We start from the raw sequence: 24,135 nt of genomic DNA, 5'->3' as shown, positions 1-24,135 counted from the left end.
CTCAGCGGCGCCGAATAGGGATGGCGGTGAGCAGGGTCAGCAGCACCGCCGCTCCCTGCACCAGCAGCAGCACGTTGCGCAGCGCCGAGGAGTAGGTGATCCGCACATCGGCCCCGTTCTCCGGGACCGAGACGCTGACCTGGTGTCCCCACGCCTTGGTCAGCGGCGCCTCGCGGTCGCCGATCGTGGCCCGCCAGCCCGGTTCGAGTTCCGCGGCGACCACGAGCAGCCGGCCCCTCGATCCCTCGGCCACCCGGACCGCGACCTCGGGCGGCCGGGAGGCGACCGTGGTCACCGAGTTCTGTTCCGGCCGGGCGGGTGGCTCTCCCCCGGTCACCGCCAGCTTCGCCAGTGCGGGGGCGATCAGCGTGGCCGGCGCGCTCGCCTGGCGCAGCCGCAGTACCGGGCGGCCGTCGCTGCTCGGGCGCACCTGGTCGAGCAGTTCCGGTGCGGCCTGCCGGATCTGCCCGGCCTGTTGCCGGTCCGCCGGGACCACGTAGCCGACCCCGGCCTGGGTGGCCTCACCGACGAAGGCGCGCACGGTCCCCGGATCGGGGGCGCGCAGGGTGTGGCTCCATTCCGCGAGCCGCTGCCGCGCGCTCGGCACCGCGGGCAGATCGTCGTCGCCGAACCAGGGGGTGTCCCCGGCGCGCAGCCGGGTCGGTTGCCCGTGGGTACCGAGCACGAGCACGGAGGTGTCGGTCGCGGCGAGCTCGGCCTGCTGGGCTTCGGCGAGCCGGGTCCCCCCGCCGTCGCGCACCGGTCCCTGCGCGCCCGAGGTGAGCGCGGAGGCGGCGAGCGCGGCCACCCCGAGCGCGCCCGCTGCGGCGAAGGCGATCCGGAAGCTCGCCGCCCAGTGCATCCGGCCCGGGGCACTGGCCCGCGCGATCATCAGGATCGCGCCCGCCCCGGCGAGCAGCAGCGGGCCACCGGCCCAGGCGCGCACCGGTGCGCCGCCGTCGATGCCGGGCACCGGGAAGACCGCCGTGGCGATCGCGCCGAGCGCACCGAACACCAGCACCACGAGCCCGCTCGCCAGCCACTTCCCCGGCCGCAGCACGATCGCGAGCAGCGCGGCGAACAGCACGAGCGCGCCGACCAGCGGGAAGCTGCCCGGCCCGCCGGGATCGAGCGTGGCCAGCCCGGTGACGGTGGCATGCGCGCCGCCGAGGTTCGCGCCGATGCCGTGCAGCAGCACCCCGGGATGCTGCACCAGCACCGCGGGCCAGGGCAGCAGCAGGGCCACCGGCAACAGCACGAGCACGATCAGCGAACCCACCCGGCGCCGCGCGTCACCGTGTGCGGCGGGCACCACGACGAAACCGACCAGCCCGAGCGCCAGCAACAGCAGGTAGACCAGCGGGGAGAACGCGCCGAGCACGGCGAGCCCGAGCGCGCACAGTGCCGTGGCGGGCAGCCAGTTCGCCCGCCCGGCGATGCGCGCCTCCGGAAGCAGCACGGTGCGCAGTCCGGCGAGTACCAGCGGCAGCAGGATGTGCACCCCGACCGCGTCGAGCCTGCCCTGGGCGACCGCGGTGGTCGCGGCGGGCAGCAGGGCGTACCCGGCGGCGAGCAGCGCGCGGATCCAGCGCTTGGCGGGCAGCTTGCGCATGGCGAAGTAGGCGGTCAGCCCGGCCAGCGGGAAGTCGAGCAGCAGCAGGAGCGAGACCGCGACCGCGGGCCCGCCGGCGAACCAGAACGGCGCGCCGAGCACTCCGAGCACCGCGAGCACGGCCGGTGCCTGCCCGCCGGTGCCGCCCGCGACGGGGTGCCAGCCGCTGAAGTACTCCTGCCAGGTGGCGGCGAGATCGGGCACCGGGAGCAGCCGTCCGCCCGCGAGATCGATGCCGAGCCGGTCCCGGTTCGCCAGCAGGGCCACCGCGAGCAGGCCCACGGTCAGCAGCAGTACCGGGGCGAGCAGCACGTGCCGCAGCACCTGGGCCCGGGAGAGTTCCACCAGCACCAGGTCCTCGCGGGGTGCGGGCGCGTCCCGCGGATGCGGGGAGGGCCGCTCTTCGCGGGGCACCACAACGGTGTTCGCGGGCAGCCTCGGTCCCCGGCGCGCGGCGAGTTTGCCGTAGTTCACCGAGGACGCGGGGATCGCCTGGCGGCGCGGTTCCGCGGGGATCACGGTCGGCGCGGCGGTGTTGGGCTGTTCGGTGACCCGGCCAAGGGCCCCTGGTTCGGCGAGCCCGCGGCGCACCAGGGCGGCCACGATCGCGCGCAGCCCGGCGCGCAACCGCCTGCGCCGGGTGGTCAGCAGCCCGCGGGGGTCCCCGTGGGCACGGGCCGCGCGCGCCGCACGCAGGCCACCGCCGAGCGCCCCGCGCAGGGCACGCAGTTCCGCGCCCGCGTCGGCGAACCTGGCGAGCAGGGTGAACGCGAGCGCGCGCAGTACCGCGAGCACCGCAAGCCGGGGCACCCCGAGCAGGTAACCGAAGGTCCCGGTGTTGGCCAGGAAGGTGCGCATTCCCGAGGTCCGGTCGGCCAGCCGGGCATCACGGACGCGACGCGACGCGGCACGCGCATGCCGTATCCGCGCGGCGGGCACCACCAGCACCAGGTGATCGGCGGCGTTCGCCCGCCAGCCGAGGTCGATGTCCTCCCCGAACAGCCGGTAGTACTCGTCGAATCCGCCGAGCTCGTCCCACACCTCGGTGCGCACGAGCAGCCCGGCGCTGGATACCGCCAGTACCTCGGTATCGCGCTCGAATCCGGCGTCCCCGCCGCTCGCCCAGCCCGGATCGGCGGCCAGTACCCCGCTCTGCCGGTGCCCCGAGGCGTCCGTGGACAGTCCGGCCTCGACGATCAGCCGCCGGTCGGTCCAGTCCAGCTGCAGCGGACCGAGCACGCCGACCGAACGGGCCGGTTCGGCGGACGCGAGCAGCGCGCCGAGGCAGCCGGGATCGGGTGCGGTGTCGTCGTGCAGCAGCCAGATCCACTCGGCCGTGTCACCCCAGCGTTCCCGAGCGTGCGCCACCCCGGCATGAACCGCGGCCGCGTAACCGGTCTCCCGGTCGAGGGTGAGTACCTCGTCCACGACCGCGGACGCTTCGAGCAACCCGGCGGTGTCGTCCACCGAGCCGGTGTCCACGGCGACCACTCGCAGTGGGCGGGGGCGCGACCGCGCGATCGCCTCGAGGACCTCGGACAGCCATTCCTGTCCGTCATGGCAGACGAGCACACAGAGCACGCTCGCGGTATTCGCCGGTCTCGGCCGAGGCTTCGTCGCGCGGTCGGAATTCACGCCCTTACCCTACTGAGCGGTAATCGTCATACGGCGCGGCGCTTGAGCTTTCTCCGCTCCCGTTCGGAGAGACCGCCCCAAATGCCGAACCGCTCGTCCTGGGCGAGCGCGTATTCCAGGCACTCGGCGCGCACTTCGCACACCGAGCAGATCCGTTTCGCCTCGCGGGTAGACCCACCCTTCTCCGGAAAAAACGCTTCCGGATCCGTTTGCGCGCACAGGGCGCGCTCCTGCCATGTTTGCTCTTCAGCTTCTTCGAACAGCTCGGAAAAGCCATCCAACGCGTCGACCGGAGTCAGGAACTCCTCGCCTTGCACTGGCTCGTTCTCCTCCATGCCCGTCCGCCTCCTACGCAATCCGCACTCCCGGGCTGGCTGACGGACGCCATTCCCCCGACAACCGAGTCGGAACCGATACTCGACACGACGACGAGAATGACACCGATGTGATTACACATGTGTTATCCGCCTCGGTCAAGTTGGGGCCCCGCGAACGAGTGGTCCGCTCACCCCGAACTCACACCGGCGGGTTCCCGCGACGACCCGTGCGTGCCCCGAGAGCACCGCGGGCCGGACTACTGGGACACTAACCCGGTGAGCGCAACCAGCAAGATCAGCCCGATCTTTCTCGCCCTGCTCGGCGTGACCGTCCTCGGTGGGCTGCTGTGTGCCTTCGGCACCGCGAACAAGTTCCTGCTCGGCCTCGGCGCGATCCTGCTCGTGTTCGGCGGTTACGTGGTCACCCTGTGCCTGCACGAGTTCGGCCACGCGATCACCGCCTTCCGCGGCGGCGACTGGGCGGTGCGCGGCAAGGGTTATCTCAACCTGGATCCGCGCCGGTACACCGATCCGGTGCTGTCCCTGCTGCTTCCGCTGCTGATCCTGGCGATCGGCGGCATCCCCCTGCCGGGTGGGGCGGTGTGGATCAATCACCACGCGCTGCGCAACAAGAAGGTCGAGTCGGCGGTATCGGTCGCCGGGCCCGCCGCGAACCTGGTCGTGGCGATCGTGCTCACCCTGGCCGTCGCGCTCGGGTTCCGCGGCGCCACGCTCAGCTTCGGCAGCATCTCACTCGGCGCGGCGCTGACCTATCTGGCGATGCTGCAGATCCTGACCTTCATCATCAACATCCTGCCGATCCCCGGGCTGGACGGCTGGGGCGCCATCGAACCGTGGTTGCCCTACCAGGCCCAGGAATTCGGCCGGAAGGTCCGCCCGTGGGCGCCGCTGGGCCTGTTCGTCATCCTGATCGCGATCCCGCCAGCGGTCGGCGTGCTCTACCAGATCGTCGGCTTCATCCTGCAGGCCTTCGGCGGCAGTTACGAACTGGCGCTGATCGGTCAGCAGCTGGCCATGCCCTGGCGCTGATCCGCGTTCGGCCTCAGCGCGGTTTCCTGGCGAAGAACCGCACCCGCCGCTTCGGCACGTGCTGCACGTGCACATCGGCGAATCCGGCCGCCCGCAGTCGCTGCGGCAACCGGTCGGGATCGAGCACCACCATCGTGTCGCCCAGGTGCAGCAGCCGGAATCCGAGGTTCTCCAGGTTGTCCATGCCCGCGAACACCCCACCGGGCTCGACCACCCGGAAGGCCTGCGCGAACAGTTCGTCCTGGGCGGCGACCGAAGGCACGTGGTGCAGCATCGTGAAGCACACGACCGAGTCGAACCGGTCGTCGGCGAACGGCAGCCGCGCCCCGTCCCCGTGCACGATCTCCGCGCGCCCGGCGAACTTCCGCTCCAACAGCCGGGCGCTGGCCTCGTCCACCTCGACCGCGGTCAGTTCCGGCACCCGTCCCGCGAGCACCTCGGTCGTCGCCCCGAACCCCGGGCCGATCTCCAGTACCCGTTCGCCGAGCGGAAGCGGATCGAGCACCCGCGGAAGTTCGTAGGCCACGGCCCTGGCCCACAGCCGGGAGGAGCAGAGCATGCGGTGCACCCGATTCATCATGGCTCGACGCTAACCGGGTGTGCACCTGTCACACAGTCGCTAGGCTGCCATTCGATGTCGGGATTCGGACAGCCTTCCGGAGCCTTCGTGGCCAGCTTCGAACTGCGCGGCGGTCAGTGGTTCGACTGGCACGAGCACCCCGCGCACCAGCTCGCCTGGGCCGAGCACGGTGTGCTGCAGGTGCACACCGCCGACGGCACCTGGGTGCTTCCGCCGAGCCTCGCGCTCTGGTTGCCCGCGCAGACCCGGCACACCACCGGGGCCACCGCGAACGCCCGGCTGCGCAGCCCGTACTTCTGGCCGGAGCGGGCTCCCGCCACTCCCGGGCAGACCACGGTGGTGGCCATCGACGGGCTGTCCAGGGAACTGATCAACTACCTCGCCGAGGGCGCACCGGAGACCGAGACCCGCTCCTGTGCCGAACACCTGCTGCTCGCCCGCCTGGCGCCGGTCCGGGTCCCGGTGCTGCGGGTGCCGGTGCCGCGCGACGAACGGGCCCGGGTGGTCGCCGAGGCACTGCTCGCCGATCCGGCGCGCCCGGAAAGCCAGCAGCAGTGGGGCCGGATCGCCGGGGCGAGCGCGCGCACCCTGGCCCGGCTCTGGCTCGCCGAGACCGGGCTGAGCTTCGAGCAGTGGCGCACCCAGGCCCGCATCCAGGCCGCGCTGCCGCTGCTCGCCGAGGGACACCCGGTCGCCACCGTCGCGCACCGGACCGGGTATGCCACCGCGAGCGCGTTCACCGCCGCTTTCCGCCGCCACCTCGGGGTCCCGCCCAGTTCCCTGTTCCCCGGTCGGCAGCAGTGAGGACTGCTTCGCCCGCCGGACGGGGCGAGTGCGAGGATCGGGTACGTGAAGGTTGTGGTTGTGGTCGGCGGGGTCGGCGGGGCCCGGTTCCTGCTCGGGGTCAAGGCGGCGCTCGGTCTGCCGCCGATCGGCGAGGGCACCGGAGAACACGAGATCACCGCGCTGGTGAACACCGGTGACGATGTCTGGATGCATGGGCTGCGGATCTGTCCGGACCTGGACACCTGCATGTACACGCTCGGCGGGGGCATCGACACCGAACGCGGCTGGGGACAGTCCGGTGAGACCTGGGCGGTCTCCGAAGGACTGAAGGCCTATGGCGCGGACCCGGACTGGTTCGGGCTCGGAGACAAGGACATCGCCACCCATCTGGTGCGTTCCCGGATGCTGCGCGCGGGTTATCCGCTCTCCGCGGTGACCGAGGCACTCTGCGATCGCTGGCGTCCCGGGGTCCGGCTGCTGCCGATGACCGACGACCGGGTGGAGACCCACGTCGTGATCGACGATCCGGACGGCGGCGAAGGGCGCAAGGCGATCCACTTCCAGGAATGGTGGGTGCGCTATCGCGCCGAGCTGCCCGCCCACCGCATTCTCGGGGTCGGCGCGGAGGAATCGGGCCCGGCACCGGGCGTGCTGGACGCGATCGCGGAGGCCGATCTGGTGCTGCTCGCGCCGTCGAACCCGGTCGTCTCGGTCGGTTCGGTGCTCGGGGTGCCCGGCATCCGGGACGCGCTCGTCTCCGGGCCAGCCCCGGTGATCGGGGTTTCCCCGGTGATCGGCGGGAAACCGGTGCGCGGCATGGCCGATGCCTGCCTGCAGAGCATCGGGGTGGAGACCACGGCCGAGGCGGTCGGCACGTTCTTCGGCGCCCGGACCGATGGCGGGCTGCTCGACGGCTGGCTCGTCGCCGAGGGCGACGAGGCCGAGGTGGCCGGGGTGCGCACCCGCGCGATCCCGCTGCTGATGCACGATCCGGAAACCACCGCGGCGATGGTGCGCGCGGCGTTCGAACTCGCGGAGGTTGGTCTTGGCTGAGATCTTCGAGCACGCGGCAGGCGGCCCGGTCCAGCTGTTCGGCGTGCACGGGATCGGTGAACTGCGTCCCGGCGATGATCTGGCCGAGGCGATCTGCACGGCCGCGGACTGGCTCGCCGACGGGGACATCCTCGTCGTGACGAGCAAGGTCGTGTCCAAAGTGGAGGGACGACTGGTCACCGCGCCGCAGGATCCGGAGGAACGCGAGGAACTGCGCAGGCAACTGGTCTCCGAGGAATCCACCCGGGTGGTCGCGCAGATCAAGAACACCCGTATCACCCAGAACAAACTCGGCATCGTGCAGGCGGCGGCCGGGGTGGACGCGTCCAATGTGGACCGTGGCGAAATCGCGCTGCTGCCCCGGGATCCGGACGCCTCGGCGGCACTGCTGCGCACCGCGATCGCCGAACGGCTCGGGGTCCGGGTCGGCGTGGTCGTCACCGACACCATGGGCCGAACCTGGCGGGTCGGGCAGACGGACGCGGCGATCGGTTCGGCGGGCCTCGAAGTGCTGCACCGTTACGCGGGCCAGGTGGACAAGCACGGCAATGAACTCGCGGTCACCGAGGTCGCGGTGGCCGACGAACTGGCCGCGGCCGGGGATCTGGTCAAGGGCAAACTGCACGGGGTGCCGGTGGCGGTGGTGCGCGGACTCGCACTGCCGGACGACGGATCGACCGCGCGCGAGCTGATCCGGCCGGTCGACGAGGATCTGTTCTCCCTCGGCACCGCCGAAGCGATCGCCAAGGGCCGCAAGGAGGCCGTGCTCACCCGGCGTTCGGTGCGCTCCTTCGCGCCGGATCCGGTGCCCGAGGCCGACATCCGGACCGCGATCGGTTCCGCGCTGTCCGCCCCGGCCCCGCACCACACCTTCCCGGCGCGGTTCGTGTGGCTGCGCTCGGCCGGGAAACGCGTGCGGTTGCTGGACGCGATGCGCGAGGCCTGGGTCACCGATCTCGTCGAACAGGACGGGCGTGATCCGGAGTGGGCGCGGCGGCGCACCGAACGCGGCCGGATGCTCTACGAGGCCCCGGAACTCGTGTTGCCCTTCTGGGTGCCCGATGGCGCGCACGCCTATCCCGACGAGCGCCGCCAGCACGCCGAGGCGAGCATGTTCTCGGTCGCGGGTGCCGCCGCGGTGCAGGGACTGCTCGTTTCCCTCGCCGCGCACGAGATCGGCTCCTGCTGGGTGTCCTCCACGATCTTCGCCCCGGAGGTGGTGCGCGAGGTGCTCGAGCTGCCCGCGGACTGGACCCCGCTCGGCGCGGTCGCGGTCGGGTACCCGGCCGATGGACCACTCGAACCACGGCCGCCGAAGGACACCACGAAGGGGCTGGTCGAGCTGTGAACGTGCGCGCCGACGCGCTGGCCACCCTGCGGGACTGGCGTCCGGAATCGCGCGGCCAGGAATCGCTGCGCGAGGCGTTTCTCGGGTTCCTCGAGGCACGCGAGGACTCCTGCGCCCGCGAGTGCGCGGCGGGGCACATCACCGCATCGGCACTCGTGGTGGACGCCGGGGGCACCGACACGCTGCTGACCCTGCACCCGAGGGTCGGCGCCTGGCTGCAGCTCGGCGGGCACTGCGAGCCCGGGGACGAGAATCTGCGCGCGGCCGCACTGCGCGAGGCGAGCGAGGAATCCTCGATCACCGGGCTGGAGATCTCCAAGGAGCCGGTGCACATCGACGTGCACCCGGTCACCTGCTCGCTCGGGGTGCCGACGCGGCACTTCGACGTGCGCTACCTGGTGCGTGCCCCGTCCGGCGCGCAGGCGGTGCGCAGCGAGGAATCCGACGACCTTCGCTGGTGGCCGCTGGACGCGCTGCCCGGCACCGAGGTGAGCGCCCTCGCGGAGGCCGCCCGTTCGGCCATGTGGTGGTAGACGCCCGCAAACGCGCTGGACAGAATTACCCCGGAACGAAGGGGTGAACACATGGATCCGGTGAGTAGGCGGCGGTTTCTCGCCACGGGTGGTGCGGCCGCCGCGGCATTGACCTTCGGGGGAACGGCGGGGGCGGCGGGGCTGGACCGGGCGCTGCGGGAAACCCGGCGCCGGGCGATCGCTCCGGCGGGCACGACCCTGGAGACGGTCGCGACCCAGCAGGGGAACTCCGGCTATCGCACGCTGACCGCGGGCCCGGGCTGGCCGTTGGTCACCCGCACCGACCTGAGCACCGGCGCGAGCGGCCGCGATGACCGCCGCCGGGCGCTGGCCAGTTTCGTGCAGTTCACCGACATCCACATCGTGGACGCGCAGAGCCCGATGCGGTTCGAATACCTGCATCCGTTCACCGGATCCGCGCACCGTCCACACGAGACACTGACGACACAGGGCGGGACCTCCCTGGTGCGCCGGGTCAACTCGCTGACCACCGGACCGTTCACCGGGCGGGCACCCGATTTCGTGGTGTGCACCGGGGACAACACCGACAACCACGAGCGAATCGAGCTCGACTGGTATCTGAGCATGCTCTCCGGCGGGACCATCGTGCCGAACACCGGGAACGCGGGCGAATACGAGGGCGTGCAGAATTCCGGCGCCACGCTGTACTGGAATCCCGGGAATTCCGTGAAGGACATGTACAAGGACAAGGGATTCCCGTATCTCCCGCACCTGCTTTCCACGGCCATCCAGCAATTCGAAAGCCCCGGACTGCGCATTCCGTGGTACGCGGTGTTCGGGAATCACGACGACAGCGTTTCCGGAACCCTCCCGCCGGGACTCCCCTTCGTGGACGCGATCTACACCGGAACGCTGAAACTCGAAGGACTTTCCTCGAGCAGCGAGGCCGAGAAACTGGCCGGTGCCATGCGGGAGAATCCGCGCGCCGCCGCGGACGCCCTGCCGCATCTGGACGGGCCGATCCGGGTGGTCGCCGCCGATGAACGCAGAAAACCGTTCACCCCGAAGGAATTCGTCAGCGCGCATCTCGCGGACGAGGTCACCGGAAAGGGTCCGTTCGGGCACGGTTTCAGCGAACGCAATGTCGAGGAGAATTCCGGGTACTACACGTTCCCCATCGCCGAAGGCGTTGTCGGGATCAGCATGGATTCCACCTGCCGCGCCGGATTCGTGAACGGCGCCATCGGCACCGCGCAATTCGAGTGGATCGAACGGGTGCTCACCAAGGGAAGTTCCCGCTATTACGATTCCGAGGGGAAACTCGTCAAACAGGACGCGAGCGATACGTATTTCCTGTTGTTCAGCCACCACACCTCGGACACCATGGACAACGGCGTGCCCGATCCCGAGCGGCTGTTCGAGAAACGGCACACCGGGGCCGAGCTCCTCGCCCTGTTGCACCGCTTCCCCAACGTGCTGGCCTGGGTCAACGGGCACACCCACCGCAACGAGATCAGCCCGCGTCCCGGAGACCGGCCGGAGCAGGGATTCTGGGAGATCAACACCGCCTCGCACGTGGACTACCCGCACCATGCGCGGATCATCGAGCTCGCCGACAACGGCGACGGCACCCTCTCGCTGTTCACCACGCTGATCGAGGCGGAGAGCCCGTACGAGACGAACTACGCGGACACCAGTCCCCGTGGGCTCGCCTCGCTGTACCGCGAACTCGCCTACAACGACATTCACCGCGATCAGGACTTCCTCGGCGCCGCGAAGGACCACAACACCGAGCTGCTGCTGACCGATCCGCTCGGCGCGCGAAAGTCCGGTCGCTGAGCGATCGGACGACCGCCATCAGCGCATGGCTACCGGAAAGGCGTGGTTCCGTTGGGGAAATCCCGACGACCCGCACGACGAGGCGAGCGAGTCCGGGAATGCCGCGCAGCCACGCCCTGGCCCGGGCCAGATCTGGGCGCACGTGCTGGCGGATGGACTGGCTACCAGACGATGCGGACGATGAAGCCGAGGGAGACACCTTCGAATCCGAATTCTTCCGGGACGTCCTGCACTGGGCGCTGGCGCGGACCTCACGGGTATACATCGCCGAGCCGGACCAGAGCCGCAGCCCGCTGCGGGAATGACACGGGCCGCTAGTCCTTGTGCAGGCCGTCCAGGACCAGCCCGGAGGACCAGGCCTGATCGATGAGCCTGCCGATATCGATCCGCATCAGCGCCGCGGCCCGCTCGGAGCGCACCAGCCGGTCGATGTAGCCCTTGGTGTGTTCGCGCACCTCGGCGTCCACGTTGCCCACCCGCTGCAGGGTGCGCGCCACCATGCCGGGCAGCGCCAGCTGCAGGGAGATGTCCTCCTCGGCCATCTCCGCGATGTCGATGACGATCAGCAGCGGGGCGACCAGCCGCAGGGTGATCCGGTTCGTGTTGAGCATCAGCGCCTCGAACCGCACGGTCCGTCCGGCCACCCGCACGCTGATGTGCACATCCACCTCGGTGTGCACGTCGACCCGGGTCCCGTCACCGCCGCGCGGCTCACCGTGCACGAACCGCACCTTCCCGGTCGCCTTCGCGGTGGCGATCCCACCCGGGCCCACCGGAACCGGGCCGAACTCGATGTGATCACCGACGAGGTCGCGCACGATCGCGGCGATCCGGTCCGGGCTCGCCGCTCGGCGCAGGAACTCCGCGGCGAACCCATCGGGCGACAACGCGGTGTCAGGCTCCATACGCACTACGGTAATGACCGGCACCCCGCCCGTGTGCCACTCCCACCCGTTCGAGGAGGCGTAATGGACCAGGTCGACGCGCAGGCGACCGAGGCGCTGCACCAGCTCATCCCCTTCGCGGGGCACCTCGGTATCGAGGTGATCGTCAACACACCGGAGCAGGTACGCGCCCGGTTGCCCTGGCAGGACCGGCTGTGCACGGCGGGTGGCATCTTCCACGGCGGCGCGCTGATGGCGCTCGCGGACACCGTCGGCGCGATGTGCGCGATGGCGAACATCGAGACCAGGTCCCCGGGCTCGGGAACCGCGACCGTGGAGTCCAAGACGAATTTCCTGCGCCCCGGGAAATCGGCGAACGCGACGGCCGGGGCACTGCACACGGGGAAACGCTTCGTGGTCGTGGAAACCGAAATCCGTGACGATGACGGGAAACTCGTCGCGAAGGTGACGCAAACCCAGGCCGTCTTGTAGGCGAACTGTTTACAGCGCGCGCGTGCTGGGTGAAAATCACCCGCATGCGTGCGAGAAGAGTTCTGCTCACCCTGCTCGGTGCGGTGCTGCTCGCCACGAGCGCCATGACCGGTCAGGCCCTCGCACAGCAGCGAACGGTCGACTACCACCAGTGGGCCTCGGCACGCGGTTTCGCGCAGGGGCACGCGGACGGAGTGCGCGCCGAAGGAGACCGGATCGCGTTCGCGAAGCCGACCGGCAGCCGGGACTACGAGGGGCACCGCTACGAGTCCGCGAACTGGACCTCGCCGCGTTACTCCCCCGGTGTCTCCGCCGACCAGATCGTCACCTCGTGGAACGCGCGCACACCGAAGGGCACCTGGCTGGAGGTCGGGCTGCGGGTCACCGGTACCGATGGGCGCACCGGCGGCTGGTACTCGATGGGCCGCTGGGCCTCCGGGGACACCGACATCAAGCGCACCAGCGTCAAGGACCAGTCCGACGCGGTCGGTTCGGTGGACACCGACACTTTCTCCGCCGCGGACGGGGTGCGGGTCGGCTCGTACCAGTTGCGGGTCTCGCTCTACCGCGCCGCGGGCACCACGGCGAAACCGAGCGTGTCCCTGCTCGGCGCGATGGCCTCGGCGGTCCCGCCGCGGTTCGAGGTTCCGCCGTCGAAGCCGGGCGTCGCGCGCGGAGTCGAGCTGCAGGTGCCGCGCTACTCGCAGGACGTTCACAAGGGCGATTTCCCGCAGTACGACGGCGGTGGCGAGGCCTGGTGCAGCCCGACATCGACCGAGATGGTCGTCGAGTACTGGGGGCACCGCCCGTCTCCCGCCGAGATGCGCTGGATTCCGCGCCCGCACCAGGATCCGACCGTGGACTACGCGGCGCGCTACACCTACGACACCGCGTATCAGGGCACCGGGAACTGGTCGTTCAACGCCGCCTACGCGGGCCGCTACGGACTCTCCGCGCACGTGACCCGGTTGACTTCGCTCAACGAACTCGAACGCTATGTGCGCGCCGGGGTCCCGGTGATCACCTCGCAGTCCTTCCTGGAGTCCGAACTGCCCGGGGCGGGCTACGGCACCGCGGGACATCTGATGGTCGTCATCGGCTTCACCGGGAACGGCGACGTGATCGCCAACGATCCGGCGAGCCCGAACGACAAGGCGGTGCGCCACGTGTACCCGAGGCACGCCTTCGAGAACATCTGGCTGCGCACCAAGCGCCATGACGCGGACGGCAAGCTCGCCTCCGGAAGCGGCGGAACGGCCTACATCTACACGCCGAAGGGATGGTCGATCCCCTAGAAACTCCCCGGCCGGGTGCTGCCCCCCGAACCGCCTGGCCGGGACGATTCGGTGGCCGGGCAAATCCGTGGCATTCACGGGTTGCCCGGCCACCGGTGTGTCGGTGATCATATGCGGGCATGCGTACCTGCTAATCAAGGAGCTGGTCATCGTTGTCCCAACACGTCAAGGGTGTCGTAGTACGGGAAAAAGACGCCCCGGCAACCGTCGAAACGATCGAGATTCCTGATCCCGGTCCCGGTGAGGCGGTCGTCAAAATCTCCGCTTGCGGGGTCTGCCATACCGACCTGCACTACAAACTGGGCGGTATTTCCGACGAGTACCCCTTCCTGCTCGGGCACGAAGCCGCGGGCGTCGTCGAACAGGTCGGTGAGGGGGTCGCCGACCTGGAACCCGGTGACTACGTCATCCTGAACTGGCGTGCGGTCTGCGGTGTCTGCCGGGCATGCAAACGCGGCAAGCCGTGGTACTGCTTCGACACCTTCAACGCGGCCGAGCCGATGAAGCTCGCCGATGGCACGGCGCTCTCCCCGGCACTCGGGATCGGAGCGTTCGCCGAGAAGACTTTGGTCCACAGTGGACAGTGCACGAAGGTGGACCGGCGTGCCGAGCCGGAAGTGGCCGGGCTGCTCGGCTGCGGCGTGATGGCCGGGCTGGGTGCGGCCATCAACACCGGCGGGGTCGGCCGCGGCGATTCGGTCGCGGTGATCGGCTGCGGCGGGGTCGGCAACGCCGCGATCGCGGGCGCCCGGCTCGCCGGCTCGAATCCGATCATCGCCGTCGACCTGGACGAGCGGAAGCTCGGCTGGGCCCGCGAACTCGGCGCGACCCACACGGTCAACCCGAAGACCGACGGCGATCCGGTCGAGGCGATCCGGGAACTCACCGGTGGTTTCGGTGCGGACGTGGTCATCGACGCGGTCGGCCGTCCGGAGACCTACAAACAGGCCTTCCACGCCCGTGATCTCGCGGGAACCGTGGTACTCGTCGGCGTCCCCACTCCGGAGATGCAGCTCGAGATGCCACTGCTCGGGTTCTTCGAACGCGGTGGTTCGCTGAAATCCTCGTGGTACGGCGATTGCCTTCCCTCGCGCGATTTCCCGATGCTCGTGGATCTGTATCTCGAGGGACGGCTGCCGCTGGACAAGTTCGTCACCGAGAAGATCGGGATCGACGATGTGGAATCCGCCTTCGAGAAAATGCATTCCGGCGAGGTACTGCGCAGCGTCGTGATGTTCTGATCGGTGTGGTGTCCGTGCGGGACCGCCCGCACGGACACCACCCTCAGCGCGGAACGGGCAGCCCGTAGTCGGCCAGCGTGACCGTGTCCGCGGCCTCGGCGATTCCCCCGGTGAACCGCTCCTTTCCAGGCAGGTAAGGCATCGCCCTGGTGAACAGCGTGCGCAGGCCGAGCTCGATGCGGCTCGGCGGCAGGAATCCGCGCACCCCGCCGGGCGGATCGGTCGTCGCGGCCTGTACGAAGGGCCGCATGATCCGCTCGTACTCGGCGAACGCGCGCCGGTGCTCCCCCTCGGCCCGCGCCAGCTCCCCGGCGAGCACGTAGGCGCCCACCAGCGAGGTACTCGTGCCCAGCCCGAAGGAACCGGCGAAGGCCGAATCCCCGAGCAGCACGGTCCGGCCGCGGGAGTAGGAATCGATGCGTACCCGGCCCGCCCTCGCCAGGTAGATGTCGTCCTCCCCGTCGAGCTGGCCGAGCAGATCCGGAACCTCCCAGCCCGCCCCGGCATAGACCCGGCGCAGCAGGGCGCGGCGTTGCTCCGTGGTCTCGGGCTGCCGCGGCAGCTGCGGCCCGGCGAAGGCGAACATGCCCCGCGCCTCGCCCTGGTCCCCGACCGGATAGAGCACGGCGTTCCGGCCGCGGAAACCGTTGCCCGCGGGCAGCCCGTAGAACAGCTCCCAACCGTGCAGCGGTTGCCGTAGCCGGGCCGGGAAATAGCAGGTGTAGTACCCGCGGTCGGCGACGAAATCCCGGTACGGGCCGAAGGCTAGCGAGCGCACCCGCGAACCGGTCCCGTCCGCGCCCACCACGAGGTCGAAGGTCCGCGTGGCGGCGTTCGCGAACTCCACCTCCACCCCGTCCACCCGCTCGGTGAGCCCGGTGATCGTGTCCCCGTAGCGGTATTCCACACCGTCCTGCGCGGCCTCGGTGAGCAGCCGGACCAGATCGCCGCGCACGATCTCCAGATCCGCGATCACCCCGCCGTCCCCGAAGTCCGCATTGCTCATCCGCGCAAGGTGCCGCCCACGGGAGTTCACATAGGCAATGCCGTGTACCCCGGTGTGGTGCGCGCGCACCGCGTCGAGCAGTCCCATCCGCTCGAGCACCGTGCGCGCCGTTCCCCGGACATCGATCGCCTGACCGCCGAGCCGCGGTTGCGGAGCACGTTCCACCACGGTCACCGCGAAACCGTGCGCGCGGAGCCAGTAGGCGAGGGCGGGCCCGGCCACCCCGGCCCCGGAGATCAGTACCGTTCTGTTCTTCATGAGAACACCGTACGAACGGATCAACCATCATGGCAGGTAAAACTAGTACACTTGTCACCAATCCATGGATATTGGCCGAACTGTACTAGTACGGAGCCCGATCATGCGCGAACCGCCACCGTATCTGCGCATCGCCGCCGACATCCGGGCGCGCATCGCCGGGGGCACCCTGGCCACCGGCGACCGGGTGCCCTCGACGCGGCAGCTGACCCGGCAGTACGGCGTGGCCATGGCCACCGCGACCAAGGCACTCGATGCCCTGCGCGCCGAGGGGATCCTGGAGTCGAAGCCCGGATCGGGCACCGTGGTGCGCGCCGTCCCGCACCGGAAACCGGAAACCGAACCCGCGACCGGACGGGAGGCGGTCGTGCGCGCCGCGGTCGGGCTCGCCGATTCCGACGGGCTCGACGGGCTGTCCATGCGCCGGGTGGCCGCCCGGCTCGGCGTCGCCACGATGACCGTGTACCGGCATGTGCGCGGCAAGGAGGACCTGCACCTGGCGATGCTCGATGCCGCGTTCGCCGAATTCCCGCTGCCCGCGGCATTCTCCGGGGACTGGCGGCCACGGCTCGAATTCGCGGCCCGCCGGATGTGGGAGGCGCTGCACGCCCATCCCTGGGCCGCCTCGCTGGTCTCCATGGCCCGCCCGCAGATGGCCCCGCATCTGGTCGGCTACACCGATTTCGTCATGCGCGCCCTGCTCGAGCACGGCATCAGCGCCGAAACCGCGATGTACGTGCAGTACAACCTCTTCAACCAGGTGCGCGCCTACGGGCTGACGCTCATCGACGAGACCGCGCACCATCTGGACACCGGAATGGACACCGACACCTGGGCCGAGCACAGCAAGCTCGCCGATTCGGTGGATCTGGATCGCCTTCCCGGTCTCGGCGCCCTCGTCTCGGCGGGGTTCGACTTCGATCTGAACCGGCTCTTCGAGTTCGGCCTGCGAAGGTTGCTCGACGGCGTGGAGATCTACCTCGCATGAACCGGGCCCCCTTCGGCGCGTCTTCCCGGTTGGGAGATCGAAAGGGGTGCCAGGGATGGGAATCAGCCGCAGAGGAGCACTGACCGCGTTCGGGGCGGGAATCGCGGGCGTGACCGTCGGCGGATGCGCGAGCGCGCAGGGCCGGGCGGTCACACAGCAGACCACGTCCGCGCCCGTGCGGACCGCGGCCACGCCGACGGCCGCGGCCGCGCCGGATCTCGGCACACTGGCCAGATCGCTCGGCACGCGGCTGGTCCAGCCGGGCGCGCGCACCTACGGAAGCGCGCACCAGCTGTTCAATCCGCTGTTCGACAACCGGAAACCCCGTGCCGTGGCCCAGATCGCGAACGAGTCCGAGGTGGCCGCCTGTGTGCGCACGGCCGCGGCGGCACGGCTGCCGATCGCCGCACGCTCCGGTGGGCACAGCTACGCCGGATACTCCGCGCCGAACGGGGCCCTCGTCGTCGATCTGGCCCGCCTCGCCGGGGTGCGGGTGCATCCGGACGGCACCGCGGTGATCGGGGCGGGCGCGCGGCTGGGTTCGGTGTACTCCGCGCTGGCCAAGGCGGGACGTGCACTGCCCGCGGGATCCTGCCCGACCGTGGGAATCTCCGGGCTCACCCTCGGCGGCGGGGTCGGCGTGCTCACCCGCAAGTACGGGCTGACCTGTGACCGGTTGCGCTCGCTGCGCATCGTCACCGCGGACGGCACCGTGCGCACCGCCTCCGCGGACCAGGAACCGGATCTGTTCTGGGCACTGCGCGGTGGTGGCGGGGGCAATCTGGGCATCGTCACCGAACTCACCTTCGCCACCGTGCCCGCGCCCCGGCTCACCGTGCTCACCATGAGCTTCCCGCCGGGCAGCGCCGCGAAGGTGTTCGACGCCTGGCAGCGCTGGCTCCCCGGCGCACCCGCCGAATTCTGGACCAAGTGCACCGTGACCAGCGGCGCCCAGCCCGCTGCCCGGATCGCCGGCTGCTTCACCGGGAACGCCAAGGCATTCGCCCCGCTGCTCGCCGAACTGCGCAAGCGGATCGGGATCGCCCCGAAAACCGTGCACACCGAGGAAAAGGACTACGGCGCCGCGATGCGGTTCTTCGCCGGATCGAGTGCGCGGGAAACCTTCCACGCCACCTCGGCCGTGCTCACCGCACCGCTGGACGCCGCGCGGCTGACCCGGCTCGCGCGCGGAAAGCCCGGGGTCGCGGTGATGTTCGACGCGCTCGGCGGGGCCGTTTCCGCGGTCGGTGCCACGGAAACCGCCTTCCCGCACCGCACCGCGCTGGCCACCGTGCAGATCTACAGCGGGACCGATCAGGCCCGGGTACGCGGAATCCGGGACGGGCTCGGCCTGCCCGGCAGCTACGTCAACTACATCGATCCCGGCCAGCCGAACTGGGCGCAGGCCTATTACGGCGGCAATGCCGGGCGGCTGCGGGCGATCGCCGAGAAGTACGACCCGCACCGGTTGTTCGACTTCGCCCAGGGGCTGAGCAGGATCTGAGCGTCACCCAAAGGGTGTTGTCTGGGATCCCAGACAGAACGCGGCGCACCCCGCTCGCGGTGCCCGCCGCGAAGGGGTGGAATGACCGCATGGCAATCATCACCCTCGACGCCGGCCGCCCGCTCGCGGCGAGCGAGGTGGCCGCGGTCGCCCGTGGCGGCGCGTCCATCGAGCTCAGCGAGGCCGCGCGCACCGCAGTCGGCGAGACCCGCGAACACATCGACAAACTCGCCGACGCCACGGAACCGACCTACGGGGTCTCCACCGGGTTCGGCGCGCTCGCCGTGCGCCACATCCCCACCGAGCGGCGCGCCGCACTGCAGCGTTCGCTGATCCGCTCGCACGCCGCGGGCGCCGGGGAACCGGTCGAGCGCGAGGTGGTCCGCGCGCTGATGCTGCTGCGGCTGCGCACCCTCGCATCCGGGCGCACCGGGGTCCGGGTATCCACCGTGGACAAGCTCGCCGCGATGCTCAACGCGGGGATCACCCCGGTGGTGCACGAGTACGGATCGCTGGGCTGTTCCGGGGATCTCGCGCCGCTGTCCGCGGTCGCGCTCGCGCTCTGCGGTGAGGGCGAGGTGTACGACGCCGAAGGCAACCGGATCGCCGCGGCCGAGGCCCTCACCCACGCCGGGATCGAACCGGCGCAGCTCGCCGAAAAGGAAGGGCTCGCGCTGATCAACGGCACCGACGGGATGCTCGGCATGCTCGTGCTCGCGGCCGCCGATCTGCGCCGCTGCCTGGACATCGCCGATGTGACCGCGGCGATGAGCGTGGAGGCGCTGCTCGGCACCGACCGGGTGTTCGCCCCGGAGCTGCACGAACTGCGCCCGCAACTCGGCCAGGCCGAATCCGCGCGCCGGATGCTGGCGCTGCTCGCCGATTCGCCCATCGTGGCCAGCCATCGCGGGCCGGACTGCACCCGGGTGCAGGACGCCTACTCGCTGCGCTGCGCGCCCCAGGTGCACGGCGGAGCGCGGGACACCCTGGCGCACGCGGAATCGGTCGCCGAGCGCGAACTGGCGGCTACCGTGGACAATCCGGTCGTGCTCCCGGACGGACGGGTGGAGTCGAACGGGAACTTCCACGGCGCCCCGATCGCCTATGTGCTCGACTTCCTCGCCATCCCGCTCGCCGATCTGGCCTCCATGGCCGAACGGCGCACCGACCGGATGCTGGATGTGTCCCGCTCGCACGGACTGCCGCCGTTCCTCGCCGATGATCCCGGGGTGGACTCCGGGCTGATGATCGCCCAGTACACCCAGGCCGCGGTGGTCTCCGAACTCAAGCGCCTGGCGGTGCCCTCCTCGGTCGACTCGATCCCTTCCTCGGCGATGCAGGAGGACCACGTGTCCATGGGCTGGTCGGCGGCCCGCAAACTCCGCAATGCCGTGCGCGGACTGGAAACCGTGCTCGCCGTCGAACTGCTCACCGCGGCACGCGCCCTCGATCTGCGTGCCCCGCTCGAGCCCGGACCGGCGACCGGGGCGGTACGTGCCCTGCTCCGCGAGCGGGTCGACGGCCCCGGCCCGGACCGTCACCTCGCCCCGGACATCGCCGCGGCCGAGGAACTCGTGCGCTCGAACGCCATCCCGGAAACCGTCTCGACCTACCTGGAGAAGCGATGACCATCCGCTCCGCCCGCGGCACCACGCTGACCGCCAAGAGCTGGGAAACCGAAGCACCGCTTCGGATGCTGCACAACAACCTGGATCCCGAGGTCGCCGAACGGCCCGAGGACCTCGTGGTCTACGGCGGCACCGCGCGCGCCGCGCGGGACTGGCCGAGCTTCCACGCCATCGGCCGCGAGCTGTCCACTTTGGAGGGTGACGAGACGCTGCTCGTGCAGTCCGGAAAACCGGTCGGCGTACTGCGCACCCACGAATGGGCGCCCCGGGTGCTCATCGCGAACTCGAACCTGGTCCCGGACTGGGCGAACTGGCCGGAGTTCCGCAGGCTCGAATCCCTCGGCCTGACCATGTACGGGCAGATGACCGCGGGTTCCTGGATCTACATCGGCACCCAGGGAATCCTGCAGGGCACCTACGAGACCTTCGCCGCGGTCGCCGAGAAGCGTTTCGGCGGCAGCCTGCGCGGCACGCTCACCGTCACCGCCGGGCTCGGCGGGATGGGCGGGGCGCAGCCGCTCGCGGTCACCATGAACGACGGCGTCGCGCTGTGCATCGAATGCGATCCCTCCCGGGCGAAGCGCCGGGTGGAGCACCGCTACCTCGATGAGCTCGCCGACGACCTGGACGACGCCATCGCGCGGGTGACCAAGGCCAAGGCCGAGCGGCGCCCGCTCTCGGTCGGAGTGATCGGGAACGCCGCCGAGATACTGCCGGAACTCCTGTGCCGCAACGTGGATGTCGACATCGTCACCGACCAGACCTCCGCGCACGACCCGCTTTCCTACCTGCCACGCGGGGTGGACCTGGACGACTGGGGCGACTACGCGGAGAAGAAGCCGGACGAGTTCACCGATCGTTCGCGCGAATCCATGGCCGAGCACGTGGAGGCGATGCTCGGATTCCTCGACCGGGGCGCCGAGGTCTTCGACTACGGCAACTCGCTGCGCGGGGAGGCGAAGCTCGGCGGCTGCGAACGCGCCTTCGACTACCCCGGTTTCGTGCCCGCCTACATCCGGCCGCTGTTCTGCGAGGGCAAGGGCCCATTCCGGTGGGCGGCACTGTCCGGGGATCCCGCGGACATCGCCGCGACCGACCGCGCGATCCTGGATCTGTTCGGGGACAACGAATCCGTCTCGCGCTGGATCAGGATGGCCGGTGAGCGGGTGGCCTTCCAGGGCCTGCCCTCGCGTATCTGCTGGCTCGGCTACGGGGAACGCAACCTCGCCGGGCAGCGGTTCAACGAAATGGTGGCCTCCGGCGAACTGTCCGCTCCCGTTGTCATCGGACGCGATCACCTGGACTGCGGATCGGTCGCCTCCCCGTACCGCGAGACCGAGGGCATGGCCGATGGTTCGGACGCGATCGCCGACTGGCCACTGCTCAACGCGCTGGTGAACACCGCGTCCGGGGCGACATGGGTGTCCCTGCACCACGGCGGCGGAGTCGGCATCGGGCGTTCCATCCACGCCGGCCAGGTCACCGTGGCCGATGGCACGAAGCTGGCCGGACAGAAGCTCGAGCGGGTGCTCACCAACGATCCCGGCATGGGCGTGCTGCGGCACGTGGACGCCGGATATCCGGAGGCCGAGCGGGTCGCCGAGGAGCGCGGCGTGCGCATTCCGATGCGGGACGGCCAGTGATGCTCGACCAGATCGCCGATATCGGTGCCGATCCGGTCCGCGGCGGCTATTCCCGGCACGTGTTCGACGCGGCCGAGATGAACCTGCGCGAGTGGTTCGCCGAACGGGCCACCCGCGCGGGGCTCGAGGTGGAGACCGACCGCAACGGCGCGATCTGGGCCTGGTGGGGCGAACCCGGACCGGACGCGGTGGTGACCGGAAGCCATCTGGATTCGGTACCCGGCGGCGGGGCCTTCGATGGCCCGCTCGGCGTCACCTGCGCACTCGAGGCCGTGGAATCCCTGCGCGGCAAGGGTTTCACTCCGGCCAAACCACTCGCGGTCACCGTGTTCCCCGAGGAGGAGGGCGGCCGGTTCGGGGTCGCCTGCCTCGGTTCCCGGTTGCTCACCGGGGCGGTCGATCCCGCCACCGCGCTCGCGCTGCGCGACCGGGACGGGATCAGTTTCGCCGAGGCCGCGAGCGCGCGCGGGTTCGATCCGGACCGCTTCGGCCGCGATGACCGGCTGCTCTCCCGGATCGGCCGGTTCGTGGAGCTGCACGTGGAACAGGGACGTGGACTTGTCGATATGGGGCTACCCGTCGGCGTGGCCAGCGACATTCTCGCCCACGGACGGTGGCGGTTCTCTCTTGCCGGACAGGGAAACCACGCGGGAACCACCGCGATCACCGACCGCAGGGACCCGATGGTGCCCGCCGCGGCCGCGGTGCTCGCGGCCCGCGAGGTCGCCGCGAAACATCCTGGGGCGCGGGCCACTGTCGGACGGCTGAACCCGGTTCCCGGCGGGGCCAACGTCATCGCCTCTTCCGTGGAGTTCTGGCTGGATGCCCGCGTACCGTCCACATTGGACACACGGGAGATCGTCGCGGAGATCGAGGCCGCTGCTCGGCTCGCCGCCGAGCGCGAGGGCTGCACCCTGAACGTGCGCGAGGAGTCCTATGGAGACCGCGTGGTCTTCGACCCGGAGCTGCGCGACGAGCTCGCCGGAATGCTCGGCGGGGTACCCGCGCTGGAGACCGGGGCCGGGCACGATGCGGGCATCCTCGGCTCGCGGGTACCGACCGGAATGCTGTTCGTGCGCAATCCGAGCGGGGTCTCGCACGCCCCGGAGGAGTTCGCCGAGCCGGAGGACTGCACGGCAGGAACCGAGGCACTGGCAAAGGTATTGGAGCAGCTCGCGGGATGAGGACACTGTGGTGCGAACGGGCCTGGCTGCCCTCCGGGATCACCGAGGGCGTACTCCTGCGCACCGAACACGGCCGGATCACCGAGATGACCACCGGCGCGCCCCGAACCGGAGAAGCCCTCACCGGGCTGGTGTTTCCCGGTTTCGCCAACACCCATTCGCACGCCTTCCACCGGGCACTGCGCGGGCACGTGCACGGCACCGGGACGTTCTGGAGCTGGCGCGAGACCATGTACGCGCTGGCGAACCGGCTCGATCCGGACAGCTACTACACGCTCGCCCGCGCGGTGTACGCGGAGATGGTCCTCGCCGGATTCACCGCGGTCGGCGAATTCCACTACCTGCACCACGATCGCGACGGCCGCCGGTACGCGGACCCGAACGCGATGGGCGAGGCACTGCGCGCCGCGGCCGCCGAAGCGGGAATCCGGCTCACCCTGCTCGACACCTGTTACCTCGCGGGCGGAATCGGTGCGGAACTGGCCCCGGAACAGGCCCGGTTCGGTGACGGGGACGCGCAGAGCTGGGCACAACGCGTCGCGGAACTTCGTCCGGATGCCAACACACGGATCGGCGCGGCGATTCACTCGGTGCGTGCCGTACCGCGCGAACAACTCGGGGCGGTGCGCGGGGTTCCGCTGCACGTGCACCTTTCCGAGCAACCCGCGGAGAACGAACAGGCGCTATCCGCCTATGACCGCACCCCGACCGAACTGCTCGCCGAGGCCGGGGCGCTCGGCCCGGAAACCACCGCGGTGCACGCCACCCACCTGACCGAGGCCGACCTCGCCCTGCTCGGCGAGGCCGGAGTGTTCGCCTCGATCTGCCCGACGACCGAGGCCGACCTCGCCGACGGAATCGGCCCGGCGCGCGAACTCGCCGACGCCGGGGCGACCCTGGTGCTCGGCACCGACCAGCACGTACGCGTCGATCCGTTCGCCGAACTGCGCGGGCTGGAATACGGAGAGCGGCTGCGCACCGGAGAACGCGGCCGGTTCACTGTCGAAGCGCTGGTGCGTGCCTCCACAGTGGACGGCCACGCCGCCATCGGCTGGGACACCGGCGGAATCGCGATCGGCTCGCCGTGCGATCTGGTCGCCGTGGACACCGCGAGCCCGCGCACCGCGGGCAGTTCAGCGCACGGGATCCCGCTCGCCGCTTCGGCTGCGGACGTGCACACCGTGATCGTCGGCGGCGAAACCCAGGCGAGCGAAGGAAAGCACGAACGGCTCGGCGAGGTCGGTCCGCTGCTCGCCGAACAGATCGAAAGGCTCTCATGACCTCCACTGTGCTGGCCC

General features: G+C 70.4%; 21 protein-coding genes. 16 read left to right on the top strand and 5 right to left on the bottom strand.

Annotated features, from left to right (window positions below):
- Window position 1: 1 nt before the first annotated feature.
- Both AD72_RS06610 and AD72_RS06605 read right to left on the bottom strand, forming a co-directional pair.
- Window positions 2–3,247: a glycosyltransferase gene (locus AD72_RS06610; protein WP_063890714.1), complete on the bottom strand. Its 3,246-nt coding sequence runs from the start codon at window positions 3,245–3,247 to the stop codon at window positions 2–4.
- Between the two features lie 26 nt (window positions 3,248–3,273).
- Window positions 3,274–3,582: a WhiB family transcriptional regulator gene (locus AD72_RS06605; RefSeq protein ID WP_231644745.1), complete on the bottom strand. Its 309-nt coding sequence runs from the start codon at window positions 3,580–3,582 to the stop codon at window positions 3,274–3,276.
- A gap of 258 nt (window positions 3,583–3,840) precedes the next feature.
- Between AD72_RS06605 and AD72_RS06600 the strand changes: the two genes are divergently transcribed.
- Window positions 3,841–4,614, top strand: coding sequence for a site-2 protease family protein (locus tag AD72_RS06600; protein WP_031465508.1), 774 nt, complete (start codon window positions 3,841–3,843; stop codon window positions 4,612–4,614).
- 13 nt (window positions 4,615–4,627) lie between these two features.
- On the opposite strand, the gene AD72_RS06595 is transcribed toward AD72_RS06600, so the two are convergent.
- Window positions 4,628–5,194, bottom strand: coding sequence for a class I SAM-dependent methyltransferase (locus AD72_RS06595; protein WP_082468789.1), 567 nt, complete (start codon window positions 5,192–5,194; stop codon window positions 4,628–4,630).
- 54 nt (window positions 5,195–5,248) lie between these two features.
- On the opposite strand from AD72_RS06595, the gene AD72_RS06590 reads away from it, so the two are divergent.
- From AD72_RS06590 to AD72_RS36375, 6 genes are all read left to right on the top strand, one after another.
- Window positions 5,249–5,998: an AraC family transcriptional regulator gene (locus AD72_RS06590; protein ID WP_031465506.1), complete on the top strand. Its 750-nt coding sequence runs from the start codon at window positions 5,249–5,251 to the stop codon at window positions 5,996–5,998.
- A gap of 45 nt (window positions 5,999–6,043) precedes the next feature.
- On the top strand, window positions 6,044–7,033 hold the full coding sequence (cofD, locus tag AD72_RS06585; protein ID WP_031465505.1) for a 2-phospho-L-lactate transferase: 990 nt from the start codon (window positions 6,044–6,046) through the stop codon (window positions 7,031–7,033).
- Window position 7,034: 1 nt separating this feature from the next.
- Window positions 7,035–8,381, top strand: coding sequence for a coenzyme F420-0:L-glutamate ligase (locus AD72_RS06580; RefSeq protein ID WP_031465504.1), 1,347 nt, complete (start codon window positions 7,035–7,037; stop codon window positions 8,379–8,381).
- Window positions 8,378–8,914 (top strand): NUDIX hydrolase, encoded by a 537-nt coding sequence (locus tag AD72_RS06575; protein ID WP_031465503.1) that lies wholly within the window; start codon window positions 8,378–8,380, stop codon window positions 8,912–8,914. The genes AD72_RS06580 and AD72_RS06575 overlap by 4 nt, the downstream gene beginning before the upstream one ends.
- A 51-nt stretch (window positions 8,915–8,965) precedes the next feature.
- Window positions 8,966–10,714 (top strand): TIGR03767 family metallophosphoesterase, encoded by a 1,749-nt coding sequence (locus AD72_RS06570; RefSeq protein WP_037345001.1) that lies wholly within the window; start codon window positions 8,966–8,968, stop codon window positions 10,712–10,714.
- Window positions 10,715–10,866: 152 nt separating this feature from the next.
- Complete coding sequence (locus AD72_RS36375; protein ID WP_156365066.1) at window positions 10,867–11,019, top strand: hypothetical protein; 153 nt, start codon at window positions 10,867–10,869, stop codon at window positions 11,017–11,019.
- Between the two features lie 9 nt (window positions 11,020–11,028).
- Here AD72_RS36375 and AD72_RS06565 read toward each other — a convergent pair whose 3' ends face one another.
- The gene (locus AD72_RS06565) at window positions 11,029–11,619 is read right to left on the bottom strand and encodes a hypothetical protein (RefSeq protein WP_031465501.1); all 591 of its coding nucleotides are present in this window, start codon (window positions 11,617–11,619) and stop codon (window positions 11,029–11,031) included.
- A 63-nt stretch (window positions 11,620–11,682) separates the two neighbouring features.
- On the opposite strand from AD72_RS06565, the gene AD72_RS06560 reads away from it, so the two are divergent.
- From AD72_RS06560 to AD72_RS06550, 3 genes are all read left to right on the top strand, one after another.
- Entirely contained in the window at window positions 11,683–12,090 is a 408-nt protein-coding gene (locus tag AD72_RS06560) for a PaaI family thioesterase (protein ID WP_031465500.1), read from the top strand.
- Window positions 12,091–12,134: 44 nt separating this feature from the next.
- Entirely contained in the window at window positions 12,135–13,385 is a 1,251-nt protein-coding gene (locus AD72_RS06555) for a C39 family peptidase (RefSeq protein ID WP_031465499.1), read from the top strand.
- Between the two features lie 152 nt (window positions 13,386–13,537).
- Window positions 13,538–14,626 (top strand): S-(hydroxymethyl)mycothiol dehydrogenase, encoded by a 1,089-nt coding sequence (locus AD72_RS06550; protein WP_031465498.1) that lies wholly within the window; start codon window positions 13,538–13,540, stop codon window positions 14,624–14,626.
- 43 nt (window positions 14,627–14,669) lie between these two features.
- On the opposite strand, the gene AD72_RS06545 is transcribed toward AD72_RS06550, so the two are convergent.
- Window positions 14,670–15,890, bottom strand: coding sequence for an FAD-dependent monooxygenase (locus tag AD72_RS06545; RefSeq protein ID WP_031465497.1), 1,221 nt, complete (start codon window positions 15,888–15,890; stop codon window positions 14,670–14,672).
- Between the two features lie 103 nt (window positions 15,891–15,993).
- Here AD72_RS06545 and AD72_RS06540 point away from each other — a divergent pair, with 103 nt between their 5' ends.
- The 6 genes from AD72_RS06540 (at window position 15,994) to AD72_RS06515 (ending at window position 24,117) form a co-directional block, all read left to right on the top strand.
- A complete protein-coding gene (locus tag AD72_RS06540) occupies window positions 15,994–16,878 on the top strand; it encodes a GntR family transcriptional regulator (RefSeq protein WP_031465496.1) in 885 nt (294 codons plus the stop codon).
- A 55-nt stretch (window positions 16,879–16,933) separates the two neighbouring features.
- Window positions 16,934–18,382, top strand: a complete 1,449-nt coding sequence (locus tag AD72_RS06535) for an FAD-binding oxidoreductase (RefSeq protein WP_037344998.1) — start codon at window positions 16,934–16,936, stop codon at window positions 18,380–18,382.
- Window positions 18,383–18,471: 89 nt separating this feature from the next.
- Window positions 18,472–20,010, top strand: a complete 1,539-nt coding sequence (hutH, locus tag AD72_RS06530) for a histidine ammonia-lyase (RefSeq protein ID WP_031465494.1) — start codon at window positions 18,472–18,474, stop codon at window positions 20,008–20,010.
- Complete coding sequence (gene hutU, locus AD72_RS06525) at window positions 20,007–21,653, top strand: urocanate hydratase (protein WP_031465493.1); 1,647 nt, start codon at window positions 20,007–20,009, stop codon at window positions 21,651–21,653. Before hutH ends, hutU begins: the two co-directional genes overlap by 4 nt.
- Window positions 21,653–22,837, top strand: coding sequence for an allantoate amidohydrolase (locus AD72_RS06520; RefSeq protein WP_031465492.1), 1,185 nt, complete (start codon window positions 21,653–21,655; stop codon window positions 22,835–22,837). Before hutU ends, AD72_RS06520 begins: the two co-directional genes overlap by 1 nt.
- Window positions 22,834–24,117 carry a formimidoylglutamate deiminase gene (locus tag AD72_RS06515; RefSeq protein WP_031465491.1) on the top strand — a complete coding sequence of 428 codons (1,284 nt, stop codon included), beginning with the start codon at window positions 22,834–22,836 and terminating at the stop codon, window positions 24,115–24,117. Before AD72_RS06520 ends, AD72_RS06515 begins: the two co-directional genes overlap by 4 nt.
- The last annotated feature ends 18 nt before the right edge of the window (window positions 24,118–24,135 follow it).

Origin of the sequence: Sciscionella sediminilitoris, from assembly GCF_000737195.2 — a bacterium.
GTDB lineage: Bacteria > Actinomycetota > Actinomycetes > Mycobacteriales > Pseudonocardiaceae > Sciscionella > Sciscionella sediminilitoris.
The sequence above is the reverse complement of the archived record's forward strand: the minus strand, read 5'-3'. Positions and strand labels throughout refer to the sequence as shown.

Bases quoted from the DNA above. Each gene is read 5' to 3' on its own strand.
- AD72_RS06605 (WP_231644745.1), bottom strand. From the start codon at position 3,582: ATGGAGGAGAACGAGCCAGTGCAAGGCGAGGAGTTCCTGACTCCGGTC.
- AD72_RS06595 (WP_082468789.1), bottom strand. From the start codon at position 5,194: ATGATGAATCGGGTGCACCGCATGCTCTGCTCCTCCCGGCTGTGGGCC.
- AD72_RS06590 (WP_031465506.1), top strand. From the start codon at position 5,249: ATGTCGGGATTCGGACAGCCTTCCGGAGCCTTCGTGGCCAGCTTCGAA.
- AD72_RS06570 (WP_037345001.1), top strand. From the start codon at position 8,966: ATGGATCCGGTGAGTAGGCGGCGGTTTCTCGCCACGGGTGGTGCGGCC.
- AD72_RS36375 (WP_156365066.1), top strand. From the start codon at position 10,867: ATGGACTGGCTACCAGACGATGCGGACGATGAAGCCGAGGGAGACACC.
- AD72_RS06565 (WP_031465501.1), bottom strand. From the start codon at position 11,619: ATGGAGCCTGACACCGCGTTGTCGCCCGATGGGTTCGCCGCGGAGTTC.
- AD72_RS06560 (WP_031465500.1), top strand. From the start codon at position 11,683: ATGGACCAGGTCGACGCGCAGGCGACCGAGGCGCTGCACCAGCTCATC.
- AD72_RS06555 (WP_031465499.1), top strand. From the start codon at position 12,135: ATGCGTGCGAGAAGAGTTCTGCTCACCCTGCTCGGTGCGGTGCTGCTC.
- AD72_RS06545 (WP_031465497.1), bottom strand. From the start codon at position 15,890: ATGAAGAACAGAACGGTACTGATCTCCGGGGCCGGGGTGGCCGGGCCC.
- AD72_RS06540 (WP_031465496.1), top strand. From the start codon at position 15,994: ATGCGCGAACCGCCACCGTATCTGCGCATCGCCGCCGACATCCGGGCG.
- AD72_RS06535 (WP_037344998.1), top strand. From the start codon at position 16,934: ATGGGAATCAGCCGCAGAGGAGCACTGACCGCGTTCGGGGCGGGAATC.
- hutH (WP_031465494.1), top strand. From the start codon at position 18,472: ATGGCAATCATCACCCTCGACGCCGGCCGCCCGCTCGCGGCGAGCGAG.
- hutU (WP_031465493.1), top strand. From the start codon at position 20,007: ATGACCATCCGCTCCGCCCGCGGCACCACGCTGACCGCCAAGAGCTGG.
- AD72_RS06520 (WP_031465492.1), top strand. From the start codon at position 21,653: ATGCTCGACCAGATCGCCGATATCGGTGCCGATCCGGTCCGCGGCGGC.
- AD72_RS06515 (WP_031465491.1), top strand. From the start codon at position 22,834: ATGAGGACACTGTGGTGCGAACGGGCCTGGCTGCCCTCCGGGATCACC.